Source organism: Sinorhizobium sp. Y406, from assembly GCF_058732025.1.
In genome coordinates, this window is record NZ_CM178974.1 from 504,382 (window position 1) to 521,087 (window position 16,706).

Below are 16,706 nucleotides of genomic sequence, written 5' to 3' on the forward strand. Positions count from 1 at the left end.
GCTCCGTCTGGTGGGGTATCGGCTCGCGTTCTCCGAGGAAAAAGCGTGGAAGTTAGCCCCTCTCCTTGAGTTAAACCCTGGTTTAACCCGAGGGCTAACCCTCTCCCCGCAAGCGGCGCGAGGGGACCGGGAGTTCGCCGCGAGCCCCGGAGGAGGGAGCGATTGAGTGCCACAAGTCTCCTTCGCCCCGCTTGCGGGGGAAGGTGGCCGGCAGGCCGGATGAGGGGCAAATTTCGATAAACCGACCTCTCGCCCTCACTGCTCCGCATCCAGCGGCTCGACGCCCTGAGGCCGGCCAGCGCGGTCGAGGCGGATTTTTTCGATGCGGTCCTCGGCCGCCTTCAACAGCGTCTCGCAATGCTTCTTCAGAGCCTCGCCGCGCTCGTAGATCTCGATCGACTTGTCGAGCGCCACGTCGCCGCGTTCGAGCGCCGAGACGATGCGCTCCAGTTCTTCGACGGCCTGCTCGAAGGAGAGGGCTGAGACGTCCGGTTGTGCGTTGGTGTTCATCAATTACCCTCTCATCAGTCTCTGTATGTGCATGGCCGCCGATTCGGCGAGCCCTTCGAGATCATAGCCGCCCTCGAGCAGGCTGACGATTCGGTTGCCGCCGCTCTTGCCGGCGACCTCCATCAGGCGTCCTGTTGCCCAGTCGAAGTCCTCCGCCATCAGGTTGATTTGCGCCAGAGGATCACGGTAATGCGCGTCGAATCCGGCGGAGATCAGCACGAGATCCGGGCGGAAATTGTCGAGTGCTGCCAGGACGCGGGTGCGGAACGCGTCACGGAAATGCTCGCTGCCGCTGTTGGGCGAAAGCGGAGCATTGACGATGTTGTGTTTGACGCCCGTCTCCTCCTTGGCGCCGGTGCCGGGATAAAGCGGCATCTGGTGCGTGGAACAGAACAGCACCGAAGGGTGGTTCCAGAAGATATCCTGCGTGCCATTGCCATGGTGCACGTCCCAATCGACGATCGCCACCCGCTCGACGCCGTGCGCACGCTGGGCATGGCGTGCTGCGATCGCGACTGTGTTGAAGAAGCAGAAACCCATCGGCCTGCTCTTCTCTGCGTGATGGCCCGGCGGACGTGCCGCGACGAAGGCATTGTCCGCCTCGCCGGCGAACACCGCGTCCACGGCGGCGATAGCGGCTCCGACGGCAGTCAAGGCGGCATCGAAGCTCGAGGGGCTGGCAAAGGTATCCGCTTCGATCTGCGTGATGTCCTCTTCCGGAATCCACTTCTTGATCGAGCGCAGATGCTCCTCGGTATGGGCGAGAAGGACCAGATCCTCGCTGCCTTTCGGCGCCTCTACCCGCTTCAGCTCAGCAAAGTTCGGGTGCTCCAGCGCAAGGTTCAGCGCCTTCAGCCGATCCGGCCTTTCCGGATGTCCCTCGGGAACGATATGTTCCAAAAAAATGGGATTTTCATAGAGCTGCGTTGTCATCTGCGCAAAGCTAGTGCGCGTGCCCTTCAAAATCCATGGCAGCGACCACAATTGTGCCGATTTTCAACAGCGCGGATCGATGAGGATCTTGCCGTCCCGATGCGGATCGGCCTGGTGCGCCAGGGCATCCGCGAGTCGGCTCAGGGGATAGGTCGCAGCGACGGGGCTTGCAAAGAGCCCGTCGCGCAGCCCCGTGAAGCATCGGGCGAAAGCGGCTTCGAGGGAGCCGCGACCGGCGGAATGCACATAGTTTCTCAGCCACAGGAAAGCAAAGCGGACATCGGGCCGGGCGGCGATTGCCGATTGCGGCACCGGAACGTTGCTCAGCGCCCCATATTGGACCAAGATGCCGCCGGGACTGATCGCCCGGCGGATCAACTCGCCGGCAAGCGGGCCGCCGACCGCGTCGAGCACGGCGTCGAAGACCCTTTCTGGGGGAAGGCTGCTGCCCTCGGTGACCATGACCCTCTGCCCCGCCTCGAAGCGCCCGCGGCTTTTGTCGCTGCGAAGGATCGCGGTCGGCACCGCGCCTTCGCGGCCGATAAGCTTTATCAGCATGCCGCCGATCGCCGAGCCCGCCGCGGTGACGGCGACGGAGCGTCCCTGCAGCGAGCCGAAATGTCTGCGCAGATCCTCGATCAGCCGAAGCGCCGTCAGAGGGTTGACATAGCTCATGGCGGCCTGGCTGTCGCTGATGTCGTCCGGCACGCGAAAGCACCATTCGGTCGGGCGCACGAGAAACTGCTGCCACAGCCCGCTCGCGCCGATCGGGATCACGCGATCGCCGGATTTGAAGTGGCGAACGCCCGGGCCGATGCGGCTCACCGTGCCGACACCCTCGAATCCGGGCACGAAAGGCAGCTCGGTGCGGGCGCGATAGGCGCCGGTGACGGGAATGAGGTCCGAAGGATTGATCGCCGCGAGCGCGATTTCGATCTCCACTTCCCCGGCTGCCGGATCAATACGCGGCGCGTCCACAAGCTCTATCACTTGTTCCGGATCGCCAAACTGTCTAACCAGGGTGGAGCGCATGGGAAGGGTCTCGCATGGACGGCATCGAGCGGGAGAATGTCACGGAAATCCGCATTCCATTTCGCGATATAGACATGCATGGGCACATGCACAATGCGGCCTATTACGCGCATGGGGAGGCCGCGCTGGCCAATCTCTGGCGGCACCGCCCGGCCGTCGAGCACGAGCCGGCCTATCTCGTGCGCCGGTCGGCCTGCATCTTCCATCGCGGCCTGCGTTTCGACGACCCCGCCCGCTTCACCGTGACCGTCGCCAAGATCGGAGGCAGTTCGGTGAGCTTTGCCGTTCGTGTCGAAACCGGTGATGCGCTTTCCGCCGAGATCGAGATCGTCTGGGTCGCCGTCGATCGCGGTCGCCACCAGCCGGTGCCGTTGCCGACGGCAACCCGTGACTGGCTCTCCGGCTATCTCTCCTGATCGAGCTGTCGGCGGCGGAAATGCCCGATAATGCCCATGCCGCCGCCGACACCCATCATTGCCAGGCCCTGGCTCTCCGATATCGCCTCGAGCATCTGCGAAAACAGCCGCACGACCAGGATGGCGCCGGAAGCGCCATAGGGGTGGCCGAGCGCGATCGCGCCGCCATCGAGATTGACGCGCTCAGGCGGGATTCCAAGACGGTCGAGACTGCCGAGAACCTGCGAGGCAAAAGCCTCGTTGAATTCGATGAAGTCGATATCGGCAATGTCGAATCCCGGATTGCGGGCGCGAAGCCTCGCCATCGCCGGGACGGGTCCTAGCCCGAGAAGGTTCGGGTCGACCCCGGCCGTCGCCGCGTCGATGAATTCGAGCGCAACCGAAACCCCGAGCCGGCGGGCTTCGGCGACGCTCGTGACCAGCACCATGGCAGCGCCGTCATTGATCGGGCAGGCATTGCCGGCGGTGACGGTGCCGCCCCTAACGAAGACCGGCTTCAGCCGGGCGAGCGTTTCGGCAGCCGCATTGGCGCGCGGACATTCATCTCTGGCAACAGGTCCGGACGCGGTCATGACCGGCACGATCTCGCGCATGAAGCGACCGGCAGCCTCCGCCGAAACGGCGCGCCGATGGCTTTCAAGAGCAAACTGGTCCTGGCGCTCCCGGGAGATGGCGCAGTCGGTCGCGACATTTTCGGCGGCGACCCCCATGTCCGGATCGCCGATGAAATCGGGCGCCATGCGTGCGCGCTTCACCGGCTGTAGTTCCTCGCCTCGCGCAAGCGGCGGCCGCAGCCGAATATGGGCGCGGCTCGCGCTCTCCGCGCCGCCGGCGAGATAGAAGCGTCCGGCGCCGGCCTGGATTTGACGGGCGGCAAGCACGATGGCTTCGAGCCCCGAGCCGCATTGGCGATCGACCGTGACGCCCGGGACGGAGACCGGCAGATGGGCCTCGAGCGCGGCCAGTCGGGCAAGATTGCCGGCGCTGTTGGCGGCGTTGCCGAGGAGCACGTCGTCGATCTCGCCCCGATCTACGCCTGTATCGGCAATGATCCTTTCGATCAGCACGGCGGCAAGGCCCGCGGGCTCCACCGCGGCCAAGCTACCATTGACGCGGCCGATCGGCGTGCGCAGCGCAGCGATGATGACCGGTGTGCGGAACGGATCAGATGAGGCGCTCAAGGGCAGGGTGCTCCTCCGCGATCCATTGCCGAAGTTCCTTGACCGCGACCTTGCCAGAGGCGGTCATCGGCATCTGCCGGCAGAGCCAGATCTTCCGCGGATGCTTGTAGCGCGGCAGCGCGTCAGCAAGATGGCGAGCGAATGCGGCCGGATCGAAGCTGCCGTTCGGCTGGATGATCGCCGCCAGTTCGCTGCCGAGATCCGGGTGTTCGAGGCCGAAGACATGAACCGCCTCGACGCCGGCCACTGCCATGATTACCGTTTCCACTTCGGAAGGGTAGATATTGTTGCCGCCGGATAGCACCATGCCGCCGGCGCGGCCGATCAAATGCAGCGTACCCTCCGCATCGAGGAAGCCGAGATCGCCGACCGTGGCGAGGGGGCCCTGCCTTCGAAAACCCGCTCCGTCGCCGTCGCCCATATATCCGTCCGAGATCAGTTCGCTTTCGACGAAGATCGTACCGGTTTCGCCCTGGGGCAGTGCGGTGTCATGGTCATCGAGGATCGCCAGTCGAACGCCGGGGAATGCCCTGCCGACGGCTGTCGGGCCGTGCCTGTCCGCGGCACCGGAGACGGTGATGAAGCCGAGTTCCGATGCGCCGTAATATTCCGTAACCGCCGCAGAGGGGAAAGTGCGGTCCGCGGCCTGCCGGTCGCCGGGGGTCAGCTTGGCGCCGGCGACGGTGATCTTCTCGACCGAATTCCAGGCGAGCCCGCGCGCCTCGGCGCAGAGCCGCCGCAGCATGGTCGGCACGAGCACGAGCCGCTTGACGTTTCTCTCGGCGATCTCGTTCAGTGCCTGATGTGGATCGAAATGCCTTGCGCCGATGAATTCGGCGCCGGCCCAAAGGCACTCCGCAAGGGCGTAAAGCGTCAGCCCATGCGCCAGCGGTCCGGGCGCATAGGTCGTCGTCTCCGGCCCAATGCCGAAGAAGCTCTGGCCGGTTTCGAGGCTGATGCGCCACGAGCGGCGATCGCGGACGATCGCCTTCGGTTCGCCTGTCGTGCCGGAAGTGAAGACGACGAGGAACGGCTCCGCGCCATCGCCGCCCTGAAGCGGCGAGGAGCCGGCGAAGGCATCCAATGCGTGGCTTTGCCCGGCCGACGGCACTTCGAGGCGCAGCAAATCGCCATTGGGGAGGATGACGATCTCGGGACGCAGTTGCGCCTTCATCCGCCGGCGCGTGGCTTCCGGCAGGTGCGGATCGATGAGTGCGGCGCAATTGCCACCGGCCGTTGCGGCGATGAAGGCCGCGGCAAAAAGCGGGTGGTTGCCGATCTCGAGCGCGATGAGGCGCGCGCGGCCGGAAAGGACGCTTCGCTGGGTTGCCCGTGCGGCTGACCGCTCGATTGTATACAGAAGGCGGCAAGCGTCCGCGGACAACTCTTCGAAGCAGAAGAGCCGGTCCTCCATGCGGAAAGCCGGGGCATGCGGGCGCTCAGCCGCATGAAGCGCGATCGCGCTGGAAAGCGGCATCGGCTCAGGCGCGCGCCGGCAGCAACGGGTAGCCGGCGTAGACGGCACGCGCCGCCAGCGTGGCAATCGCGGCCTTTACGAGGTCGCCTGGAATGAAGGCCAGCGAACCGCCCGCGGCTGCGATGAGCGGCGTGCCCGTGACGAAGGAAAGCCACGGCACGCCGATTGCATAGAGCACGAGAATGCCGCCGACCACCGAAGCGAGAAAGAAGCCGATGAGCTGACGTCCTTCCGAAACACCCGGCCGAATGGCGCGCTCGGCGATGAGGCCGGTGACGTAGGCGGCGACCGCCCAGCCAAGTATGAAGCCGCCGGAAGGGCCGGCGAAGATGGCAAGGCCGCCGCGCCCGCCCGACAGGATCGGCAAACCGATCGCGACCAGGAGGACGAAGAGCAGGAAGGAAAGCGCCGCGCGCCTGGCGCCGATGATGCAGCCGGCAAGCATGACGCCCATCGACTGCGCCGTGATCGGAACCGGGATGAAGCCGAGCGTAATCGGTGGAATGAGGCCGAGTACGACGACGATCGCGGCGAAGAGCGCGATGAGGACGAGGTCTCTGGTGTTCATGTGGTCCTACCCTCTATTAGCAATCTCGAATTCATTGACGGCGAAACCCGCGGGCGTCAATGGCGGCCGCAATCGTATCCGCATCTTTCAACGTCAGGATGATCAGCGGACCGATGATCGTCAGCGGCCTGATCGGCACGCCGCGTGCGCGATGCGCCTCCCTGATGGCCTGGTAGCGGGCGAAGATATCGGGAACGAAGCGCAGCACGAGCCCGAGCGCGAGGCTGACATCGGCCGCTCGAACCAGGCCCAGGCGCTCGATCGGCCCCAAGAGAACCGTCACTTCGTCCATGAAGGCGCCGATTGTCGTCGTCGCCGTGACGGCCGCGGCAAAGAGGACGAGCGCCATGAGCCTGAGGACGAGGGCAAGCACCTCAGGGACGGGAACGAGGAAGAGATTGACGACGGCGAGCACCAGGATGGTGAAGAAGACGAAGCCGACGCGCGCGAATGCCTGGCGAAGCGTCAGGCCGAGCGAAAAATAGAGCCCGCCGCAGAGGAGAAAGGCCGGCAGCAGCAGCAATAAAGAGTTGGTCGTAAAGAGCGCGATGCTGAGGGCAAGGAGGGCAATCAGCTTTGCCCGCACCGGCGCGCGGTGAAACCAGGTCCGGCCCTCGACATAGAGGCTCGTCAGCATCCGGCGACCTCGTGATAGTGCCGGATGGTCTCGCCCGGGCTTCCATCGGCGATCAGTCTTCCCTCGTGAAAGAGCAAAAGCCGCTCGACGCCTTCGACGAGCCCGAGATCATGGGTGATGACGATCGTGTCCTCGTCGAGCGCCTCGATCGTCTCGGCGACCATGCGGCGATTGCGCAGGTCGAGTTGGTTGGTCGGCTCATCGAGGATGAGGATTTTCGGCCCGGTGACGACGACGCTCGCCATGGCGACGAGCTGCGTCTCGCCCCCCGACAGCTCGTGCACACGTCGCCTGGCGAGATGGCTGATGCCGAAGCGCGCCAGCACCGCCTCCGTTCGAGTTGAGATCTCTTTGGCCGGCAAACCGCGATTCTTGAGGCCAAAGGCGATGTCGTCGGAGACGATCGGCATGATCAACTGGTGCTGCGGGTTCTGGAAGATGAAGCCGGCCTCGGCGAGCACGGCCCGGTCGTCCTTGACCGTATCGAGTCCGTTGACCTCTACGCGCCCCGTCGTCGGCTTGACGAGGCCGTTGATCAGCCGCGCGAAGGTGGTCTTGCCGGAGCCATTGAGACCGATGATGCCGATGCGCCGTTCATGGAGGGCGAGGGTCAGCGGGTGAAGCGCCTCCCTATCGCCGAAGCGGACAGAACAATCGGTAAGGCGGATATCCAATCTTCGTATCCTCGCGCATTTCGTGCTCGCTCTATAGGCAAGTCGATCGGCAAGGGCAATGCGGCTTGCCCGGACGCAGGCGGCGAAAGGGGCATTTGAAAAAATGGGAATATAAGCCTATCCTCGGACGCATGACGATTCGCCTCTCCAATCGCGATGCCCGGCGCATCTTTCTTTCCAGGCAGGGACTCTCTGCCGCGCCGCACCGCGCGCTCGGCAAGGAGGGGCTGCTGCAGCTCATCCATGACATCGGCTTCGTGCAGGTGGACAGCATTGCGACGGTCGAGCGCGCCCATCACCAGATCTTGTTCTCCCGCAACCAGACTTATCGCCGGGAGCACCTGACGGAGCTTCTCGAAAAGGACGGCGAGCTCTTCGAGCATTGGACGCATGACGCCTCGATCATTCCGAGCAGGTTCTTCGTCTATTGGAAGCACCGCTTCAAATGGGAGGCCGAGACGCTTGGCGAACGCTGGCGCAAATGGCGCGGGGACGGTTTCGATGCGGGCTGCGACGAAACCTATGAACGGATCGCCAGCAACGGCGCGGTCATGGCGCGTGATCTCAAGGAGGAGGAGCACGCATCCGGCGGCTGGTGGAACTGGCACCCGTCGAAGACGGCGCTCGAAGTGTTGTGGCGGCAGGGCAGGCTTGCAATCGCCCGGCGCGAGAACTTCCAGAAGGTCTATGACCTCACCGAACGCGTCATTCCCGCGCATCATTACGACGGCGATGTCGGCCACGAGGAATTCGTCGACTGGGCCTGCCGCAGCGCGCTCCAGCGGCTCGGTTTTGCGACCCATGGCGAGATCGCCGCTTTCTGGGATCTCGTGTCTCCGGAGGAGGCCAAGGCGTGGGTGACAGCCCATCGCGACGAACTCTGCGACGTCGCCATCGAGACCGCCAATAGCGGAAAGCCGCGCCCGTCCTACGCCTTCGCAGGCTTTCCGGACACGCTCGGCGCGATCGCCGATCCGCCCGGCCGCATTCGAGTGCTGAGCCCCTTCGATCCTTTGCTGCGCGACCGCAACCGAACTGAACGTCTCTTCGGCTTCTTTTATCGCATCGAGGTTTTCGTGCCGGCTCCGAAGCGCGAATATGGCTATTACGTTTTTCCGCTGCTCGAAGGCGACCGCCTGATCGGCCGTATCGACATGAAGGCCGACCGCAAGCGCGGCAGCCTCGACGTGCGCCGCCTCTGGCTGGAGCCGGGCGTGCGGGCCGCGTCGGGTCGGATGGAGAAGCTTGCCGCCGAACTCGATCGCATCGCCCGCTTTGCCGGCGTCGGCGAGGTCGTGCTGCTCGACGGGTGGGACGCCGGCTTTTCCCCATGAGCTTTTTTCTTGGCTTGCGGCACCGCGCTCCCTAAATGGAGCAGGAATCCTTCTTGATGCGGAGCAGACGATGGACACCAACCTGATAAGCCTCTTCGACGCGGATGAGGTGACGGTCCGCAAGGTTCTCGCCGAGACGCTTTCCGGAGCCGATGACGGGGAGCTCTTCCTTGAGCACTCGCAGGCGGAGGTGCTCTCCTTTGACAATGGTCGCCTGAAGGGTGGTAGCTTCAATACCGACCAGGGCTTCGGCCTCAGGGCAGTCGCCGGCGATGCCGTCGGCTACGCCCATGCCGGCGAACTGTCGCTTTCGGCTTTGAAGCGTGCGTCGGACGCGGTCGGGCAGGTGACCCGCGGTTATTCCGGCAGCTACGCCGCGGCCCCGCAGCGCACCAACAAGAAGCTCTACGGCGACGAAAACCCCATCGGCGAACCGACCTTCGATGCCAAAGTCAGGCTGCTGCAGGAGATCGATTCCTATCTCCGCGCCAAGGACCCGAAGGTCCGGCAGGTGACTGCGACAGTCTCCGCCAGCTGGCAGGTGGTGGATATCCTGAGGGCCGATGGCCATCGCGTCCATGACGTGCGGCCGATGACCCGTATCAATATCTCCGTCGTCGTCGGCGAGGGCGACCGACAGGAAACCGGCACCTTCGGCTCGGGCGGGCGGCGCGGCTTCGGCGATCTGGTCGTCGAAGAAAACTGGAAGCGAGGCGCCGACGAGGCGTTGCGCCAGGCTCTCGTCAACCTGTCGGCGATCGACGCGCCGGCTGGCACCATGGATGTCGTGCTCGCCTCCGGCTGGCCGGGCGTGATGCTGCACGAGGCCGTCGGCCATGGCCTGGAGGGCGACTTCAATCGCAAGAAGACGTCCGCCTTCGCAGGCCTGATTGGCGAACAGGTCGCCGCCAAGGGTGTGACCGTCGTCGACGACGGCACTATAGAGGCGCGGCGCGGCTCGATCTCGGTCGACGACGAGGGCACGCCGTCGGGCTACAACGTGCTGATCGACGACGGCAAGCTCGTCGGCTATATGCAGGACCGGCAGAATGCCCGCCTCATGGGTATGGAGCCGACCGGCAACGGCCGCCGCCAGGGTTATGCGCATGTGCCGATGCCGCGCATGACCAACACCTACATGCTTGCCGGCGACCGCACGCCGGAGGAGATCATCGCCTCGGTGAAGAAGGGCATCTACGCCGTATCCTTCGGCGGCGGTCAGGTCGATATCACCTCCGGCAAATTCGTGTTCGGCTGCACCGAGGCCTATCTCATCGAGAATGGCATGATCGGCGCCCCGGTGAAGGGCGCGATGCTGATCGGCAACGGGCCCGATGCGATGCGGCGAGTGACGATGGTCGGCAACGACATGAAGCTCGACACCGGCATCGGCAATTGCGGTAAGGGAGGCCAATGGGTGCCCGTCGGCGTCGGCCAACCGCATCTGCGCATGGATCAGATCACCGTCGGCGGCACGCAGGCGTGAAAACGGAGACGCCCGCCCTGTTTGTTGGTGAGCGAGACATGCGGCATTCCGTTCGCGTGGATCAGCTGCGTCCGGGAAGCAGCAGGCAGTCGTAGGAATGCTTCTTCAGAACGTCGCAGGCCGAGGCTGCGGCCTCGCGAGTGGGAAAACCGACAAATCGCGCACGGTAACGGGTGGCCGAACCGGTCCCGGTTGCGTCCGTGTGGGGTGAAACGCCGAGCAGTGCTGCGCCTCCGTCGGACTGGGCCTCGATGAGGATTCGACGTGCGCCTTCCGCAGACGGCGTCGTGGAAATCTGGATCTGCCACTTGCCGCTCGGCTGTTCCGCATTCGCCACTTCCGTTACAGCGGTTGGCCTGTCCTGCGGAACCGCAATTGCGGTCGCTGCCATGATCGCTGATTCGGCCTTATCGAGCCTGTTGATTTCATTCGCGTAGGACAGCGAAACTCCAGGCAATGTCGGCACTTCTGCCTTACCGCTCGCCTTCGCTGCGGCAACCGTGGTCGCCACCTTCGGTGACGAAATTCTTCCAAGATGCTGGTCGAGGAGGGCCGCCATCTTGTTGTCGCGACCTTTTGCAGTCCGCCCGCCGAGTACCACACCGATAATGCGGCGATCGCCGTCGCGGACGGCGCTCACGAGATTGAAGCCGGACGCATTGGTATAGCCGGTCTTGATGCCGTCCATGCCGTCGTAGCGGTACATGAGATTATTGTGGCCGCGGATCGTGCGGTCGCGGAAAGTGAAGCTCTGCATCGAAAAAAGCCGGTATTCGGACGGAAAATCCCTGATGAGCGCGACGGCGAGCTTTGCCATATCGCGTGCCGTCGTCACCTGCTGGCTCGCGGGCAGACCTGATGCATTGACGAAGAAGGTCCGGTTCATGCCAAGCCGGCGGGCCTTCGTGTTCATCATCCGGGCGAAGTTCGCTTCAGAGCCGCCTAGTTTCTCGGCCATGGCTGCCGACGCATCATTGGCCGATTGCACGATCATGCCATAGACCGCGTCTCGGACGGTGATCGTGTCGCCAGCCTTGACGCGCAACTTCGTCGGCGGCTTGCGGGCAGCCTCCTGCGACATCGGTACTTTGGTTTCCCAGCCGATTTCGCCTCGGCGCAGTGCTTCGAAGGTGAGGTAGAGCGTCATCATCTTGGTAAGCGACGCCGGATGATTGAGGTCGTCGGCATTCTCGGCGGAAAGCACCCGGCCGCTGCGGGCGTCCAGAACGAGAGATGCGTTGCCGGCAAAGGCCGAAGCTGTGGCAAGGAGGAATGCCGCCAACGTCGCCAAGGCAATATGCAAGTTCTTCATCGAAGCCCCCATCGAGGCGGCTGCTTTGGCCGCTCGCGTGTCATTGTTCCATTATGTGCCAGCAGGGGGCTTTGCCGCAACATTGAGGCGAAAACCGGTCGGGGGACTGTCGGCGCCGCCAATTCAGGGCTGAGAGCGCTTGCGGCATGGTTTCTACGGTCGCGGCCGGACTTCCTGCGCCCGAATGATCCACAGGATTCAGCAAGACTTAACGCCGCCGGCTTAGCCTGCCGCCCGTGGTGGGGTGCCGCGACTTTTTAGCCGTCTCCCGCTTCGCGACTTGCAAGGCAGATCCCGACGGTCCCGTCTTTCGGCGCCGGTGCGGGTTCCGGATGGGATCGAGGGAAGATGAGACACGGCCTCGCGCGGCTGGTTCTAAACCATGTCAGACGCACCGCCATAACCGGCGGCCTCGAGACGGCACATCTTCTTTCGCGTGCCGGCCTGTTGGCGGAGGCCCGCGGGCGCGGCGCGATCTTCACGCTCCATCATGTACGCCCGGCCTGCAAGCGCGCCTTCGCCCCTAACGCGCACCTCGAAATCACGCCGGATTTTCTCGAGGAGGCGATTGTCGCGTTGCGGCATGCTGGTTACCGTTTCGTGGCGATCGAGGACCTGCCCATGCACCTCGCTGCTGGCGACACGCAACCGGTCGCCTGCTTCACGCTCGATGATGGCTATCGCAACAATCTCGTTCACGGGCTGCCTGTCTTCGAGCGGTACGCCGTTCCCTTCACTGTTTTCGTTACCGCCGGCTATGTCGACCGCACCCATACCCTCTGGTGGGAGACGCTCGCCGACTGGCTCTCCGCCTGCTGCGAAATCCGCTTTGATTTTGGCCAAGGCGAGGAGGAAATGGCGATTGCGTGCCTTTCCCGAAAACAGGCGGCATTCGACCGCATCGCCGCTCACATCCACAAGACGGAAGAGACGGGTGCGATTGCCGCATTGGACAGGACTGCGGCAAGGGACGGCATCGATGCGCTGGCGATCACGGAGCGGCTGACGATGGACGAGGCCGGTCTGCGCGCCTTGCTTGAAAGCCCGCTCGCAAGCCTCGGTGCACACACGGTCAGCCATCGCGCCCTGGCACGACTTGGCGACGACGAAGCGAAGCGGGAGCTTCTGATTTCCTCGGAGCGCGTCGAAGCGATCGCCGGCCGTCGGCCGCTCAGCTTTGCCTATCCCTACGGCTTCCGCCCCACCGTCTCGGCGCGCGATTGTCGCCTGGCCGCCGATCTCGGCTTCGCAGTTGCGGTGACGACGGAGCCGGGCACCCTCTCTTCCGGCGCAAACCTTCACGCTCTGCCGCGGATATCGCTCAACGGCTACTTCCAAAGCACCCGTTATGTTTCGGCGCTCGCATCCGGGATTCCGTTCCGGTTTGCCGTGGCGTAGCGCCCGGGACCTTCAGGGATACATGCGCACCTTCACCCAGCCGCCTTCCGGCGCCGGCCGGCTGAACTCGATGCGGTCGTGCAGCCGGAAGGGGCGGTCGTGCCAGAACTCGATCGAGGTCGGGCGAATGCGGAAGCCGGACCAATATTCCGGGCGCGGGATCTCGCCGATGGCGTAACGCGCGGTGAACTCAGCGACCGCCTTTTCGAGCGCCAGGCGGCCCTCGAGCGGGCGGGACTGCTTGGAAGCCCAGGCCCCGATACGGCTGCCGCGCGGCCGGCTCCTGAAATACTCGTCCGCCTCTTCTTCCGATACGGTCTCGACCGGACCGCGCAGGCGCACCTGTCTGCGCAGCGATTTCCAATGGAAACACATGGCGGCTTTGCGCGTCGCCAGGATTTCACGCCCTTTCCGACTTTCGAAATTCGTGTAAAAGGCAAAGCCGCGTTCGTCGAAACCCTTGAGCAGGACCATGCGCACATTGGGCATGCCATCCGGGTCGACGGTGGCGAGGGCGACGGCGTTCGGATCGTTGACTTCGCTTTCTTCGGCGTCCTTCAGCCATGTGCCGAAAAGGGAAAAGGGTTCGCTTGCATCCGTGAAGTCACTGCTTGTTAACTCATTCGAGGTCATATTGGCTTCCAATGCCCGTATATCTGGTGCGGGAACCCGTCGGGAATGATCCCGTTCCGGTGTTACCGCATTGAACTAGGTCAGAGCTGCCCTCGGGACTTCCCCAGCATCGGTTCGGCTCTGGCGACTCTGACAGGATTGCCGTGCAAGACATAGCAAAGTGGATCGAAGGCAAGAAGGATTTTTCCTTCGCACGGCTGCGCGGCACGGCCGTTTGCCTGATGATGCTCGTGCTTTCGGGCTGCATGGGCGGCGGCCTCGACATGTTCGGGAAATCGGATGTCGACCGCTCTGTCTCGACGGGAACCGTTCCGGTCGCCAAGACGTCGGACGGGCTCTCCGACGCCGTTACCGTTCGCAATGCGGTTTCCTCCGCCGACATCAGTCAGGGCGGCAACAATGCCATTCCGTGGGCAAACACAACGTCGGGAAGCGCCGGCGTCATCAGCAGCATCGAGGAAGACAGCGCATCGGGCGTTCTCTGCCGCCGCTTTACCACGACCCGCCACTCCTTCGAAGGCATAGCCAAGTTCGACGGCAAGACCTGCCGGCTCGAGAATGGCGAATGGTATCTGACGAGCTTCGGCCCACGCAGTTGAAATGGCCGGTTAACCACGTTTCTCGAAAGCCCTGGGCATCCGGCCCGCAAGGACAAGCCGAGCGTATCGCGGGCGCCGCCGACTAACCGATATTTAGCAACTTTCCCCGATCATCTCTCTAAGAATTGCAGCGACGGCGCGTCTGACCAGACACGCAGGGATCGCTGTCGGACTTTGAATTGCTACATGTCTCCTTAGGCCGAGATCGATCTATGGAGACATGCAGAAGGGCCTTTCTCGCGGTCTTCCTGCTGTCGCCACAGCATTGGCACGGGCAGTCGGGAAAGATCGTCGATCAAAATGGTGACAAGCCATGCGCGATCCTTATGCAATCCTCGGCGTGCGCCGAAATGCCAGGCAGGAGGAAATCAAGGCCGCCTGGCGTTCTGTCGCCAAGGCGATCCATCCGGATCACAACCAGAACGACCCTCTGGCCACGGAGCGCTTCGCCGAAGCAGGCAGGGCCTACGAACTTCTGCGCGATCCAGTACGCAGGAGCCGCTATGACTGGGCACGGCGCGAGGCGGAACTGCGACGCATGGAGGCCATGAAGGCGAAGATGCGCGGGACGGAGACGTTCGAAGAGTCGGTCGGTGCCGAAACGGCCGAGGACGCGGTCTCGCGGATCTTTGGCGTCGAGCCGCAGGCAAGCGGTCCCCGGCCGGAGCCGGCCGCGGCGCGCCCGACCGAGAAGGCGGCAGATCCAAAACCGGAGACGGCGGCGGAGGCAAAGCCGGAAAGTCCGAAAGCGGAACTCTCCGTCTCTCGGCGCTCCGCCGCGAATGCGACGGAACTGGTTGCAGCGATCGTCCGTCGCATTCGCGATCGCATCACGAGGTCGGCGGAGAAGGTGCCGGACCTGGTGGTCGACATCCCGGTGAGCGTCGACGAGGTCATGAACCGGGCACGCCTTTCCGTGGAGCTTCCCGACGGCGAAACGGCGAAGCTCGCAATTCCGCTTGGTGCGCGGGACGGAGAGGTGATTCGGTTGAAGGAGCAGGGCTACCGGGTCGCGGGCATGACGCGTGGCGACGTCGTCGTGACCTTGCGCATTGCCCAGGACGGCCCCTTCAGGACCCGGGGTCTCGATCTGGTCACCACACTGCCCGTCAGCCTCCAGGATGCGGTACTGGGTTGCGAGACGCCGATCGAAACGCCGAACGGACCCGTTGCGGTCATCGTGCCGGCCTGGTCGGGTTCCGACAGGGAGATCCGCATTGCCGGCAAGGGGATGAGGGGCGCCGACGGCGAGCGGGGAGATCTTGTTGTGGAACTCCGTCTCGTACTCCACGAAAAGCCAGACGACAGGATCACGGACCTGATGCGGGCGCAGCGTGACGGCCTGTATTTGTGAAAGTTCTCTGACAAACTGAACCAATATTACGGGGACTAACAGTTCCTGATCCGCGGCGCGCTTGAACCGCTTTGACGGCTATGCCATAGGCAATTCTCGACATTTTGCCGCACCTCGCGGGTGTGCGGAGTCGTTGAGTTTCAAGAACGGCAACCGGCACCCGCCGGTGCAGGCAGACAGTATTGGGGACATTCCATGGCTCAGGCATCGGGTCTGATGAATGGCAAGCGTGGCGTCATCATGGGCGTTGCAAACAATCGCTCGATTGCGTGGGGCATTGCCAAGGCTTTGTCGGAAGCCGGCGCTGAGATCGCGCTGACATGGCAAGGCGATGCGCTGAAAAAACGCGTCGAGCCGTTGGCGCAGGAACTCGGTGCCTTCATGGCCGGTCATTGCGATGTCACCGACCTTTCTACGATCGATGCGGTATTCTCAACATGCGAGGAGAAGTGGGGCAAGATCGATTTCGTTGTGCATGCGGTTGCCTTCTCCGACAAGGACGAACTGACGGGCCGCTACGTGGATACGAGCCGCGACAATTTCGCCCGCACAATGGATATCTCCGTCTATTCCTTTACGGCGGTCGCCGCCCGCGCCGAGCGCATTATGAATGATGGGGGCTCGATCCTGACGCTGACCTATTACGGCGCCGAAAAGGTGATGCCGCATTACAACGTCATGGGCGTTGCCAAGGCGGCGCTCGAAGCGAGCGTGCGCTATCTGGCGGTCGATCTCGGCAATCGCGGCATTCGCGTCAACGCCATATCGGCCGGGCCGATCAAGACGCTTGCCGCTTCCGGCATCGGCGACTTTCGCTATATCCTCAAGTGGAACGAATACAACGCGCCGCTGAAGCGCACCGTTTCGATAGAGGAGGTCGGTAACTCGGCGCTCTATCTTCTCTCCGACCTGTCTAGCGGCGTCACCGGTGAGGTGCATCACGTCGATTCCGGCTATCATACGATCGGCATGAAGGCCGTCGACGCACCGGACATTTCCGTTCTCAAGGACTGACCGCCACGCGTCTGTTCGGCGGCGATTACAGCGCCGTGCGTCTTATTAGCCAGACGCGCAAGGTCGCTGTAGCACATTGAATTTCTGCATGTCTTTGTCCTTTAATCGAGGTCGATTAAAGGAGACATGCAGTAGGCTGTGTCCGGAG

General features: G+C 63.6%; 17 protein-coding genes. 7 read left to right on the forward strand and 10 right to left on the reverse strand.

All coding sequences use genetic code 11. The features are described from left to right. Positions 1–255: 255 nt before the first annotated feature. From AC4P1R_RS02390 to AC4P1R_RS02400, 3 genes are all read right to left on the reverse strand, one after another. Positions 256–510, reverse strand: coding sequence for an exodeoxyribonuclease VII small subunit (locus tag AC4P1R_RS02390; RefSeq protein WP_069460815.1), 255 nt, complete (start codon positions 508–510; stop codon positions 256–258). Positions 511–513: 3 nt separating this feature from the next. Next, entirely contained in the window at positions 514–1,443 is a 930-nt protein-coding gene (locus AC4P1R_RS02395) for a histone deacetylase family protein (RefSeq protein WP_492177377.1), read from the reverse strand. A 63-nt stretch (positions 1,444–1,506) separates the two neighbouring features. Further along, positions 1,507–2,475, reverse strand: coding sequence for a zinc-dependent alcohol dehydrogenase family protein (locus tag AC4P1R_RS02400; protein WP_492177378.1), 969 nt, complete (start codon positions 2,473–2,475; stop codon positions 1,507–1,509). Positions 2,476–2,489: 14 nt separating this feature from the next. Between AC4P1R_RS02400 and AC4P1R_RS02405 the strand changes: the two genes are divergently transcribed. Then, on the forward strand, positions 2,490–2,891 hold the full coding sequence (locus AC4P1R_RS02405) for an acyl-CoA thioesterase (RefSeq protein ID WP_069460388.1): 402 nt from the start codon (positions 2,490–2,492) through the stop codon (positions 2,889–2,891). Here AC4P1R_RS02405 and AC4P1R_RS02410 read toward each other — a convergent pair. From AC4P1R_RS02410 to AC4P1R_RS02430, 5 genes are read right to left on the reverse strand one after another with little or no spacing between them, the layout of a single operon-like run. Further along, positions 2,879–4,072 carry a thiolase family protein gene (locus AC4P1R_RS02410; protein WP_069460389.1) on the reverse strand — a complete coding sequence of 398 codons (1,194 nt, stop codon included), beginning with the start codon at positions 4,070–4,072 and terminating at the stop codon, positions 2,879–2,881. The genes AC4P1R_RS02405 and AC4P1R_RS02410 overlap by 13 nt on opposite strands. Next, positions 4,056–5,549: a class I adenylate-forming enzyme family protein gene (locus AC4P1R_RS02415; RefSeq protein ID WP_492177379.1), complete on the reverse strand. Its 1,494-nt coding sequence runs from the start codon at positions 5,547–5,549 to the stop codon at positions 4,056–4,058. The genes AC4P1R_RS02410 and AC4P1R_RS02415 overlap by 17 nt, the downstream gene beginning before the upstream one ends. Before the next feature lie 4 nt (positions 5,550–5,553). After that, a complete protein-coding gene (locus tag AC4P1R_RS02420) occupies positions 5,554–6,117 on the reverse strand; it encodes a biotin transporter BioY (protein WP_069460391.1) in 564 nt (187 codons plus the stop codon). A gap of 31 nt (positions 6,118–6,148) precedes the next feature. Next, a complete protein-coding gene (locus AC4P1R_RS02425) occupies positions 6,149–6,754 on the reverse strand; it encodes a CbiQ family ECF transporter T component (protein WP_069460392.1) in 606 nt (201 codons plus the stop codon). After that, complete coding sequence (locus tag AC4P1R_RS02430) at positions 6,748–7,428, reverse strand: energy-coupling factor ABC transporter ATP-binding protein (protein WP_225190632.1); 681 nt, start codon at positions 7,426–7,428, stop codon at positions 6,748–6,750. Before AC4P1R_RS02430 ends, AC4P1R_RS02425 begins: the two co-directional genes overlap by 7 nt. 131 nt (positions 7,429–7,559) lie before the next feature. Between AC4P1R_RS02430 and AC4P1R_RS02435 the strand changes: the two genes are divergently transcribed. After that, positions 7,560–8,762 carry a winged helix-turn-helix domain-containing protein gene (locus tag AC4P1R_RS02435; RefSeq protein WP_492177380.1) on the forward strand — a complete coding sequence of 401 codons (1,203 nt, stop codon included), beginning with the start codon at positions 7,560–7,562 and terminating at the stop codon, positions 8,760–8,762. 70 nt (positions 8,763–8,832) lie between these two features. Then, positions 8,833–10,248: a metalloprotease TldD gene (gene tldD, locus AC4P1R_RS02440; RefSeq protein ID WP_069460395.1), complete on the forward strand. Its 1,416-nt coding sequence runs from the start codon at positions 8,833–8,835 to the stop codon at positions 10,246–10,248. 61 nt (positions 10,249–10,309) lie between these two features. Here tldD and AC4P1R_RS02445 read toward each other — a convergent pair whose 3' ends face one another. Then, positions 10,310–11,560 (reverse strand): serine hydrolase, encoded by a 1,251-nt coding sequence (locus AC4P1R_RS02445; RefSeq protein ID WP_492177381.1) that lies wholly within the window; start codon positions 11,558–11,560, stop codon positions 10,310–10,312. A gap of 348 nt (positions 11,561–11,908) precedes the next feature. Between AC4P1R_RS02445 and AC4P1R_RS02450 the strand changes: the two genes are divergently transcribed. Continuing rightward, positions 11,909–12,958 carry a polysaccharide deacetylase family protein gene (locus tag AC4P1R_RS02450; RefSeq protein ID WP_492177382.1) on the forward strand — a complete coding sequence of 350 codons (1,050 nt, stop codon included), beginning with the start codon at positions 11,909–11,911 and terminating at the stop codon, positions 12,956–12,958. 12 nt (positions 12,959–12,970) lie between these two features. Here the strand turns inward: AC4P1R_RS02450 and pdxH are convergent, their stop codons facing one another. After that, the gene (pdxH, locus tag AC4P1R_RS02455; protein ID WP_069460397.1) at positions 12,971–13,591 is read right to left on the reverse strand and encodes a pyridoxamine 5'-phosphate oxidase; all 621 of its coding nucleotides are present in this window, start codon (positions 13,589–13,591) and stop codon (positions 12,971–12,973) included. 143 nt (positions 13,592–13,734) lie between these two features. Here pdxH and AC4P1R_RS02460 point away from each other — a divergent pair, with 143 nt between their 5' ends. The 3 genes from AC4P1R_RS02460 to fabI all read left to right on the forward strand — a co-directional run bounded on the left by AC4P1R_RS02460 (position 13,735) and on the right by fabI (position 16,558). Beyond that, positions 13,735–14,190 carry an RT0821/Lpp0805 family surface protein gene (locus tag AC4P1R_RS02460; protein ID WP_069460398.1) on the forward strand — a complete coding sequence of 152 codons (456 nt, stop codon included), beginning with the start codon at positions 13,735–13,737 and terminating at the stop codon, positions 14,188–14,190. 313 nt (positions 14,191–14,503) lie between these two features. After that, entirely contained in the window at positions 14,504–15,544 is a 1,041-nt protein-coding gene (locus AC4P1R_RS02465) for a DnaJ C-terminal domain-containing protein (RefSeq protein WP_069460399.1), read from the forward strand. A gap of 195 nt (positions 15,545–15,739) precedes the next feature. After that, on the forward strand, positions 15,740–16,558 hold the full coding sequence (gene fabI / locus AC4P1R_RS02470; protein WP_069460400.1) for an enoyl-ACP reductase FabI: 819 nt from the start codon (positions 15,740–15,742) through the stop codon (positions 16,556–16,558). Positions 16,559–16,706 lie beyond the last annotated feature (148 nt).

Bases quoted from the DNA above. Each gene is read 5' to 3' on its own strand.
- AC4P1R_RS02390 (WP_069460815.1), bottom strand. From the start codon at position 510: ATGAACACCAACGCACAACCGGACGTCTCAGCCCTCTCCTTCGAGCAG.
- AC4P1R_RS02395 (WP_492177377.1), bottom strand. From the start codon at position 1,443: ATGACAACGCAGCTCTATGAAAATCCCATTTTTTTGGAACATATCGTT.
- AC4P1R_RS02400 (WP_492177378.1), bottom strand. From the start codon at position 2,475: ATGCGCTCCACCCTGGTTAGACAGTTTGGCGATCCGGAACAAGTGATA.
- AC4P1R_RS02405 (WP_069460388.1), top strand. From the start codon at position 2,490: ATGGACGGCATCGAGCGGGAGAATGTCACGGAAATCCGCATTCCATTT.
- AC4P1R_RS02415 (WP_492177379.1), bottom strand. From the start codon at position 5,549: ATGCCGCTTTCCAGCGCGATCGCGCTTCATGCGGCTGAGCGCCCGCAT.
- AC4P1R_RS02420 (WP_069460391.1), bottom strand. From the start codon at position 6,117: ATGAACACCAGAGACCTCGTCCTCATCGCGCTCTTCGCCGCGATCGTC.
- AC4P1R_RS02425 (WP_069460392.1), bottom strand. From the start codon at position 6,754: ATGCTGACGAGCCTCTATGTCGAGGGCCGGACCTGGTTTCACCGCGCG.
- AC4P1R_RS02435 (WP_492177380.1), top strand. From the start codon at position 7,560: ATGACGATTCGCCTCTCCAATCGCGATGCCCGGCGCATCTTTCTTTCC.
- tldD (WP_069460395.1), top strand. From the start codon at position 8,833: ATGGACACCAACCTGATAAGCCTCTTCGACGCGGATGAGGTGACGGTC.
- AC4P1R_RS02445 (WP_492177381.1), bottom strand. From the start codon at position 11,560: ATGAAGAACTTGCATATTGCCTTGGCGACGTTGGCGGCATTCCTCCTT.
- AC4P1R_RS02450 (WP_492177382.1), top strand. From the start codon at position 11,909: ATGAGACACGGCCTCGCGCGGCTGGTTCTAAACCATGTCAGACGCACC.
- pdxH (WP_069460397.1), bottom strand. From the start codon at position 13,591: ATGACCTCGAATGAGTTAACAAGCAGTGACTTCACGGATGCAAGCGAA.
- AC4P1R_RS02465 (WP_069460399.1), top strand. From the start codon at position 14,504: ATGCGCGATCCTTATGCAATCCTCGGCGTGCGCCGAAATGCCAGGCAG.
- fabI (WP_069460400.1), top strand. From the start codon at position 15,740: ATGGCTCAGGCATCGGGTCTGATGAATGGCAAGCGTGGCGTCATCATG.